This is a genomic window from Yoonia sp. R2-816, assembly GCF_046762905.1.
Taxonomy (GTDB): domain Bacteria; phylum Pseudomonadota; class Alphaproteobacteria; order Rhodobacterales; family Rhodobacteraceae; genus Yoonia.
Genome location: NZ_JBKQXN010000265.1, coordinates 1 through 8323, shown reverse-complemented (window position 1 = coordinate 8323; position 8323 = coordinate 1). Strand labels below are relative to the sequence as shown.

Below are 8323 nucleotides of genomic sequence, written 5' to 3'. Positions count from 1 at the left end.
TAGCTGTCGGGTTCTAATCCGAGATGTCTGCGCAGCGAGGATTGCACACTGCGCCGGTCCAGCATCTCGCCTTCAATGGCGCTGGTTTTCATGGCTTCATCGCTCAGCAGGTCGATGCGGAGTTGATCACGTTCTGACGGGCTGACATGGTGGACGGCACCCAGAACTTCGCCCGACGACATCAGGAAGCGCTTCTCGAGTGGCGCAAGCTCTGCATCGTCATACCGGAAATCCGGCCAACCGGATATCTGCCAGTTCCATGCCATGAGTTATAGAACCCCTTTCTATAACTCACAGAGTGAGCATTTTTGAGCTATAGAAGTCAATCCTATAACTCAAACACGTGCAAACACACGTCATCTCTGCTGCGCATTTGCACGTAAAGCCTGCTCTTTCCTCCGACTGATTGAAAGTCAAAGCCCGACCAATTGAAAGCGCAGAGTCTCAGACCTGCGCTGTCCGCGTCTCCTCATCTGCGTTCCCAGCAGTCAAATCAAGCTCCGGCAAATCCCGCAAGTTCTGCAGGTCAAACGTCGTTAGGAACGACTCTGTTGTGACAAACGTATGAGGTGCCCCAGGCCGCGGAGATCGTGGGCCCGATGCAATCAGATCCTTGAACCGGAGCCGTGCAAGCAAATCGCGGCTAACGTCTTTGCCAAAGATGTCCTTCAGACCTGCACGGTCAATCGGCTGGTGATAAGCGATGGCGCAGAGCACGCCCATCTCCATCTCGGTGAAAGCGAGGGACTGGTCCCCAAGATCGGCGGCAACTTTGATGGCGTTGGCGAACTGGGTCTTCGTTCGAAACATCCAGCCGGCAGCGACCTCCGCCAACTCATAGGGCCGCCCGGTCAACTCCGCCTGGATGTCCACGATCAGCATTTCGACCGAAGCACCCTGCCCCACCACGCGCGCCAGCTCCTCACGGCTAACCGGCGAGGCACTGGCGAACAGCACCGCCTCGATCCGCCCCATCCATTCGCGCTAGCGCAGATTTTGCGGCAAGTCCGCGAGCTCACGGTCAAAGACGCCGTCGCGTGTCGAGCTCCCCTGCCCTTTCAGGGACTTGCGCTTGGCCGCAACACTCATGGCGCAATGCCGTAGAGCCGGAACGTCGAGCGCCCGGTCAGCTCGCGTGCGACGCCCAGCTCGACCAATCGGTCACAAAACCGCCGCGTCGCCCTGTCGGTCATCGGAATGCTCGTCCCTTGGATCATTGGGGACAACATCGTTGACGGCGCGACTGCATCCTCAGAGAGGAACAGGGTGACAGCCGCCTCGGATCCTTTGGCCCGCAACTTTGGAGCAATCGCCTGAAGCGCAGAGCCGCGTTGCGCCAAGTCCCGCGCCACCCGGATCGTCTCTTCGATGCTGTCCAAAATCCGCGCTTGGACCGCTAGCTCGGCCCCCTGCCTGTTCGCGGCCAAGTCGCGCAGCGTCCCCTTGGTGAGCCGCTGCGCAGTCACCGGCAGCACCGCCTTCCAGTTCAGCATCCGCGCCAGGACGACGTCCGAGAGCAGGCTGGCGGTCCGTTCCGCCCGATCATCCACTCCCAGAACCATGCGCATCACGGAAACGCATCCGGCAATCGGCCCATGGGTTAGGACGCATTCGGCCCCAGCTTCTATCCAACCTGCAACGTCATCTTCAAAACTCGGACCAACAATGCCCTCTAGGCCGCGATGCCAATCACTACCGTTCAATCGCCACCCAGCCGCTTCCCGCCAATAGGCCAGTAGGTCGCCATCCGGTCCGCGTGCCTCACCGACGGGAGTCAAGTGGTAAGCGTCGCGGATGTCCGCCTCCAGCGCCATCCGCCCTTCCAGTTTGGAGGTGGCCGTCGCCGCCTTCAATGCAAGACGGTTGGCCAGCAGTTTCACTGGCACGCCATGTGCAGTATCGCTGACCAGCTGCTCGAGCACCGTCAACACCGCTCCTGACCGAAAGGCCACAGTTTCAACGGTTTCTGACCGCGCAGTGGTGACCCAGCCCGGCAGTGTCGGTAGGGTGGTCACGTCGTTCGAGATGGCTGTCGACTGATATGTCATGCCACAACACTAGTCTCTCGCGGCGCTTTCGTCCACAAAATGATGTCCAAACCGCCCCACCCTGCGGTTCTTTTCTATGTCCAATAAGTTTGCATTATCGGACGCAAGAAACTAGGCTGCGGAAAGACAGGTAATCTCACACTAAAGGGTACAAAAATGGCCGGGAAATCGTCTTCAGAGCCCCCTGCCCCGTCCAGTGACGCTCAGGTCGATGAGAATGAGGAAAGTCGCACGAATGCCATTCCCGACAGCGTTGCCGCCTCCGGCTCCCTGGAACAACTCGCCCGGACCGCGCGCGACTTTGCAGCCCAGGCGACGGCCGAAAACACCAACAAGGCCTACAAGGCGGATTGGGCGCATTTTGCCAGCTGGTGCCGCAGGCGGGGTGCAACCCCGTTTGCCCCCGACCCGCAGCTGATCGGGCTCTACATCACCGAATGCGCCGCACCTCAGAACGGCACCCCTGCCCTCTCGTACAGCACGATCGAGCGGCGTCTCTCCGGGCTGGCCTGGAACTACCAGCAGCGTGGTCAGGTCCTGGATCGCAAGGATCGCCACATCGCGACGGTGCTGGCTGGCGTTAAACGTGCCCATGCAAAGCCACCAGTACAAAAGGAACCCATTGCGCCTGATGAACTGCTCAAGATGGTTGGCACCCTGTCCTTCAGCCTGCGCGATTTGCGGGACCGGGCCATCCTGCTGTTCGGCTATGCGGGTGGGTTCCGGCGGTCAGAAATCGTAGCATTGGATGTGAACCGGGACGACACGATCGATGGCAAGGGATGGGTTGAGGTCGAAAAGGACGGGGCCATCGTGATCCAGCAGACCAAGACCGGCTGGAAAGAGGCGGAGATTGGGCGGGGTTCGTCGGAGGACTCCTGCCCTGTCCATGCGCTCGAACAATGGCTGCACTATGCCAAGATCGATCATGGCCCCGTCTTTCGGCGGGTGCTGCGCGACAATTCCAAGGTTCAGGACGGCCGATTGTCCGACAAACACGTGGCCCGCTTGATCAAGAAGACGATGCTGGATGCCGGGATTCGAACTGATGTCCCCGAAAAGGACCGCCTCGCCCTTTTCTCCGGGCATTCCCTGCGCGCGGGCCTTGCGTTCTTTGCAGAAGCAGATGAGCGCCATGTTCAGAAACAGCTCGGGCATGCTTCGGCTGAAATGACACGGAGGTATCAACGCCGCAGGGATCGGTTCCGCGTGAATCTGACAAAGGCTGCAGGGCTATAGTGTGCAGGTTTATCAGTCACTCAAACTGAATGTCAGCTCGCCCCCGAGAAGCGAGCAACATCATTTTGGAGTGATTTCTTCACGTCATCGCCGATATCGTCCCAATGCTGATCTCGCAGCGCGCCTTCGAGTGAATACAGGTAGTAGCAAAGTGGTGTCCGGGCTTCTGGATGACGTTGTTTCATTTCGCAATATGCCGTGGCTGCGCCAACGCGCTCCAAATCATCTTTGGTCTGAATACCGATTTCATGAAGCTGGCGAGCAACGGTGGCGCCGATATTCTTAAGCTCCCTGACTGCCGGGTTTGCGCGTTTCATGTCAACGTTCCTTTGTGGGTCGACGTCAATTCTAGCACAGACCTACTGATAGGCTGGGTCAGCAATGCGCTCCACAGTACCGACTGGTCTTCACCAAGATCTCGTCCACGGTTTCTCGTCGTTTGAATTTGTTGCCTTTTGCCATCACGACGCCCCTACCCGTTCACTCCAACGGCCATGGAAACTCCCCTCTTGCCAGATAGCATCGCATCCCACGCCATCTCAGCATCAAACCAGATCGAAAGTGAACCACGCTGCTTTAGGGCTCGGTTGTAGTCTGACCTGTTCTTGGTTTTGTAAGTCGTCGGGGTCCAGCTGCTCATTCGCTCCAGCTACCACGCTGGATTCATAAAGTGAATCCCATCAACCGATTTGTGCAACAAAGCCGTCTAACGCACGAAACCAGCATGACGGCGAAGCGTAACAAGAAGTTCAAGGCGAAGACCGACAGCAACTACAGCTTCAACGTCGCCCCCAATCTGTTGAACCGGAACTTTGCCCCACAGGCTCACACTGCGCGCTGATCGTCATTCAAGCTGGCCTCTGTGATAGAGGCCAGCTTTGGCACGAACCCTGATGTCGGTCGCGGAGTGGCCTTTTTAGAACATAACTTTGAGACCTGCATTTACCCCCAGGGCGCTGGTATCGCCAGCGGTGCTGAGCCCTGTGGCATAGGAGGCTTCGCCAAAGAGATCCACGCGGTCATTCCACGCATAGTTGCCGCCAAGGCCGACCCCAACGGCCCAAGGCTCACTTTCGGTCGTCAGGGACGCCCCGGCGACATCCACCGCGCTGCCTGCGCCAAACTCATGGAACAGGTTCACGATGCCATAAAGCCGACGCGCCTCTGGTCCCTGACCCCCGAACTCAAGCCCAAGGCGCAGCTGCTGGCTGGCCGCATCGCTCAGCGCCACCTGCTCTCTGCGGGCCTCACTCGCGAAGTCAGTAAACGCAACAGAGGAGAGGCTCAGCTGGGCCTGCGGGATCACCGTCATCCCTGTGCCCAGATCAAATTGCTGTCCAGCCTCGATCGACAGCGCATAGCCCGTGCCACTGTTGCCCTCCGTCAAGGTCCCAAGGCTGTCGGAGGTCAGGTCGCTTGCATAGGAGGTCCATGTCGCCTGCCCGTCGATATAAAACCTGCGCGCGTCATGCCAGGTGGCCGCCACGCCCAGACCCAGCCCACTGGTCTCAATCGACCCGTCCCCGAAACTAGAGCTGACAACTGTACTGCCTGTGGCGTAGGAGAGCATCAGCCCGCCCACAAGAAGGCCTGCCGCGCTATTGTCCAGGATGAGATCCGCCCCGATCTCCATCTCCCAGATATCGCTCTCAAGTGCCGCCCCTGTTGTGCTGTGCTCTGCCGACGATGTGATCTGCTCTGTCCCCATTTGGATCCAAAGTGGCGAGTCCGTGTTTTGCGCAGCCGCACCAGACTGTGTGGCGGCAGCTGGTCCGCCGCCCTAGGCCATGCTCCGGAAGTCCTGCGAGCTGCCCCGTTTGCGCAGCGAAGAGAGGCCATTGAGGGCCAGAAGCGACTGACCATAGCTGTCATAGAGCGGCGCAGACGCTTGCCAGACCGTCTCACCGGTCTCGGATAGCGCGCTCAATGCCCAACCGCCGCCATCCGCGGCCGCAGCCAGCGTGTAGAGGTAAGCGCCCGCGATAACCGCATGCTCCCCGTCCGAAGTGACATGGTTGCCATCCACAAGGATGAACGTCCCGTCAGACGCTTCGCCAACAGAGACCACGTCGATCTCAAGCGGGGCGCCCGCAGCACCCACGCTGTCCAGGCCAGCAATCGACAGCATCATATCGCCCGAAGCCTTACCAGTGATGACAAGCTTATCGACGCTTGATGCATCGCCATCGATAACCGCATCCAGGGCAAAGACACCGACACTTTCTTCCGACCCGGTGTAATCCCCATTAATTCTGATCACATCCCCCGTCGCCCCGTCCTGCACGCTTAAGAACACAGACCCTGCGTCGACGGACAGACCCATATCCAGTGTGACAGTCCCACCCAGGTTCAGCTTCGTTCCATCCTGCAGCGTCAGACCTTCCCAGTTGGTGAAACGATCCGCTGTGGTTGTTATGGCCTGGCCATTCATGGTCTGGCCACTCAAAGTCAGTTGATCATTACCCACACCACCGTCCAGAACGTGGGAAAAGTTATAGGTGGTTGCGGCAGAAATCGTGACCGTATCGTTGCCCGCACCGGTATAAATATCGCCGGTGATTATCCCTGCCAAGCTGATGTCCGCATCGCCATCCCCGTCTTGTATCGCAATACGAGAATCTCCCGCAGTGACAGTGGCGGTGTCGGTGATATCGATGTTCTGTCCCCGCTCCCGGCGCCGGAGATCGTGCGGATCGCTGCGCCGCTGCCAGCTCCGCCCCTCACAGTCCCGTCAACGTCCACGTCAAAACCTGTCGCACCCTCAGCGCGGATGCCGTCTGAGCCCGCTCTGAAAACCTCAACAACGGCGCCCGTGCCCAGGCTGGCAATCGCCTGCCCCCTGGCCGATTCCGCCACAAGCCCGTGCGCATCTTTCCCCACCATGGTGACCTTGCCGGCCATCATTTCCGCGATCGCCGCGCCACTGCCAGTAGTGTTCGCCACGACCCCATGGGCTTTGTCACCCCTCGTCTCGACCTCCGATTCGCCGGTCATGACCGTCTTCGCCGTAGCGTTGCTCCCCGTGTTATCGACAAACGCAAAAAGCCCGTACGATGCCCGTTCGTTGTTCTTCGGGTCCACATCATCCACATACTCCGTCCCCCATGTGATGACCGTACCGCCATCCATTTCCACCGTCGCATCGCGAGTGCCATTGACCAGCGCATAAACCCCGTCGGCACCGCTATCCCACGTCTCGACACGCCCGCCGTTCATGAGCGCCGTCGCGGCGTTGTTCTGACCGGTATTATCGGCCAACGCATAAACCCCGCGCGATCCGCGACCCCGGGTGGTGACGCTGCCGTCCTCCATCTGCGCGACTGCCTTACCATGGCCCTCGTGGATCGCAAAAACCCCATGGGCATATTCACCCTCCGTCGTGATGGTACTTGTTTGCCATCCCTTTCCATCATGTGCGCCTTCACCTCCGCTTCGCTCGTCGTGTTGTTGATCGCCGCAAAAAGCCCAGGCGCAGTGAGTCCTTTCGTGATGATCGTACCGCCCTCCATCTTCACCAACGACGCGCCAAGGCCAATGCTGTTCGCAAAAGCCGCAAAGGCATAGTTACCGCTCGTCTCGATAGTCCCGTCGAACACGCTCACCTCCATGTCGGCTTGACCTTCTGTGGTTATGAAGTTGTTTGAGGCGTCTCTTCCCACTTCGTTCGTCGCATGAAGCCCGTGAGCAGTTGACCCAGTCGTGGTGACTTTGCTGCCGCCATCCAGTTGCGCGACCGCCGCGCCACCCTTGCCCTTGGTGTGCGCATAAAGCCCAAAGCCATGGTCACTGGCCGTACTGACCTCCCCCCCGTTGGTCACTACCGCCATCGCCGTGGCTTCGCTCATCTCATTCTTGATCTGCGCCCAAAGCCCGTAAGTAAACTCAGTGCTCGCGGTGCTGACGTGGGTGGTGGTGACTTTGCCGCCATCCAGTTTCGCCGTCGTAGCGCCAGCGCCACTGGTGTCCGCTAAAACCCCATGGGCACCTGCACCACTCGTCTCAATCACCCCCCTTCAGCCACTTCCGCCGTCACCGCCACCGTCGCTTGGCTCGCCTTGTCGAGGATCTGCGCATAAAGCCCCCAAGCCAATTTATCTTTCGTGATGACTTCGCCGCTCAGCAGTTGCACAGAGATATTGCCTCCACCCGAATTATCCCTATTCCCCCCCACCACTTTCACCCCAGAGCCGCCCACCTTGATGTCAGCATCGTCAAGTATCAGAGTGAGCCCATCTGAATCTCTATAGGTGATGCCATTATCGTAGGCTTGACGCCCATTAGTGTTAGGGTCAGCGTCAGCGGCACATGTGATGCTATCTTGTATGCTGTTGTTGCCTTGGCCTTTAGCTTCTGTCCCACACTCACCTGCATGGGCCATGCTGCCGGAGAACAACACAGCTGCGGTCGACGCAACCAAAAGGCCTGGCGCAATGCTTGCCACCCGGCCCTTGAACTTGGTCAAGCGACCAGCCCGAACCAAGACGTTGCGTGAGCGAAGAGCGGGTTGGGGGACCAAGTTATCATTTGTCATTCTAAGATACTCCTATGTGGGTGATCGCCAACGTGTTTGAACAGGATCGGGAAAAGGCACCGCCTTGTCCGTCAGGCGGTCGGCATAAATGCGGGCATGGGTATGGGCATCAGGCGGAGGCGTTGTGACAGCCTCAGCCAGACGCAAACCACCGTTGGTGATCGGCAGCGGTTCTTCCGCGCCGTCCGTCCTAATCATGGTAAAGTGCAAGGTGGTTACGCCCGACCCCGAACCGCTGACGGCCAAATCGGGCGTCACAGCGGCTGGGGACGATCGCGTCAGGCTATCCAATCCAGAAACCGTGATCGGATTGCCATTCAAACCATGAGCGATGGCCGGCCTGAGGCCGGGTGTCAGACTGTAATGAACCGCCCCGGTTTTACCGGAGAGGGATTGGTTCAATAGTTAGGCTGCTTTTTCATCAGCGTTCAAGGTTTTGTAGAATTTCTCCTCTGCTTCTTGCGGCGTGCCATATCCGATGGCGCTGTACAGGCGGTCGGTGTTG

The 8323-nt window shown here is 58.9% G+C and carries 9 protein-coding genes and 2 pseudogenes; 1 reads left to right on the top strand and 10 read right to left on the bottom strand.

The features are described from left to right. From ACFWW2_RS16700 to ACFWW2_RS16690, 3 genes are all read right to left on the bottom strand, one after another. Window positions 1-266 (bottom strand): DUF4172 domain-containing protein (locus ACFWW2_RS16700; RefSeq protein WP_393929778.1); only part of this gene is annotated, 266 nt, incomplete at its 3' end. Between the two features lie 178 nt (window positions 267-444). After that, the gene (scpB, locus tag ACFWW2_RS16695) at window positions 445-975 is read right to left on the bottom strand and encodes an SMC-Scp complex subunit ScpB (RefSeq protein ID WP_393929776.1); all 531 of its coding nucleotides are present in this window, start codon (window positions 973-975) and stop codon (window positions 445-447) included. A gap of 110 nt (window positions 976-1085) precedes the next feature. Continuing rightward, window positions 1086-2048 (bottom strand): DUF1403 family protein, encoded by a 963-nt coding sequence (locus tag ACFWW2_RS16690; protein WP_393929774.1) that lies wholly within the window; start codon window positions 2046-2048, stop codon window positions 1086-1088. Between the two features lie 156 nt (window positions 2049-2204). Between ACFWW2_RS16690 and ACFWW2_RS16685 the strand changes: the two genes are divergently transcribed. After that, window positions 2205-3287, top strand: coding sequence for a tyrosine-type recombinase/integrase (locus ACFWW2_RS16685; RefSeq protein ID WP_393929772.1), 1083 nt, complete (start codon window positions 2205-2207; stop codon window positions 3285-3287). 32 nt (window positions 3288-3319) lie between these two features. On the opposite strand, the gene ACFWW2_RS16680 is transcribed toward ACFWW2_RS16685, so the two are convergent. From ACFWW2_RS16680 to ACFWW2_RS16650, 7 genes and pseudogenes are all read right to left on the bottom strand, one after another. Then, window positions 3320-3604, bottom strand: coding sequence for a TfoX/Sxy family protein (locus tag ACFWW2_RS16680; protein ID WP_393929770.1), 285 nt, complete (start codon window positions 3602-3604; stop codon window positions 3320-3322). A gap of 185 nt (window positions 3605-3789) precedes the next feature. Next, window positions 3790-3927 (bottom strand): annotated as a pseudogene (locus ACFWW2_RS16675) (IS5/IS1182 family transposase); the annotation flags it as partial. Between the two features lie 276 nt (window positions 3928-4203). Then, window positions 4204-5610: pseudogene (locus ACFWW2_RS16670) on the bottom strand (autotransporter outer membrane beta-barrel domain-containing protein). 236 nt (window positions 5611-5846) lie between these two features. Beyond that, the gene (locus ACFWW2_RS16665) at window positions 5847-6545 is read right to left on the bottom strand and encodes a hypothetical protein (protein ID WP_393929769.1); all 699 of its coding nucleotides are present in this window, start codon (window positions 6543-6545) and stop codon (window positions 5847-5849) included. Beyond that, window positions 6500-7294 (bottom strand): hypothetical protein, encoded by a 795-nt coding sequence (locus tag ACFWW2_RS16660; RefSeq protein WP_393929768.1) that lies wholly within the window; start codon window positions 7292-7294, stop codon window positions 6500-6502. The genes ACFWW2_RS16665 and ACFWW2_RS16660 overlap by 46 nt, the downstream gene beginning before the upstream one ends. After that, on the bottom strand, window positions 7291-7749 hold the full coding sequence (locus tag ACFWW2_RS16655) for a hypothetical protein (protein WP_393929767.1): 459 nt from the start codon (window positions 7747-7749) through the stop codon (window positions 7291-7293). Before ACFWW2_RS16655 ends, ACFWW2_RS16660 begins: the two co-directional genes overlap by 4 nt. A gap of 81 nt (window positions 7750-7830) precedes the next feature. Next, window positions 7831-8016 carry a hypothetical protein gene (locus tag ACFWW2_RS16650; RefSeq protein ID WP_393929766.1) on the bottom strand — a complete coding sequence of 62 codons (186 nt, stop codon included), beginning with the start codon at window positions 8014-8016 and terminating at the stop codon, window positions 7831-7833. Window positions 8017-8323 lie beyond the last annotated feature (307 nt).

What these genes read in the sequence shown, in the direction of transcription:
- scpB (WP_393929776.1), bottom strand. Translation starts at nt 975, where the DNA reads ATGGGGCGGATCGAGGCGGTGCTGTTCGCCAGTGCCTCGCCGGTTAGC.
- ACFWW2_RS16685 (WP_393929772.1), top strand. Translation starts at nt 2,205, where the DNA reads ATGGCCGGGAAATCGTCTTCAGAGCCCCCTGCCCCGTCCAGTGACGCT.
- ACFWW2_RS16690 (WP_393929774.1), bottom strand. Translation starts at nt 2,048, where the DNA reads ATGACATATCAGTCGACAGCCATCTCGAACGACGTGACCACCCTACCG.
- ACFWW2_RS16650 (WP_393929766.1), bottom strand. Translation starts at nt 8,016, where the DNA reads ATGATTAGGACGGACGGCGCGGAAGAACCGCTGCCGATCACCAACGGT.
- ACFWW2_RS16680 (WP_393929770.1), bottom strand. Translation starts at nt 3,604, where the DNA reads ATGAAACGCGCAAACCCGGCAGTCAGGGAGCTTAAGAATATCGGCGCC.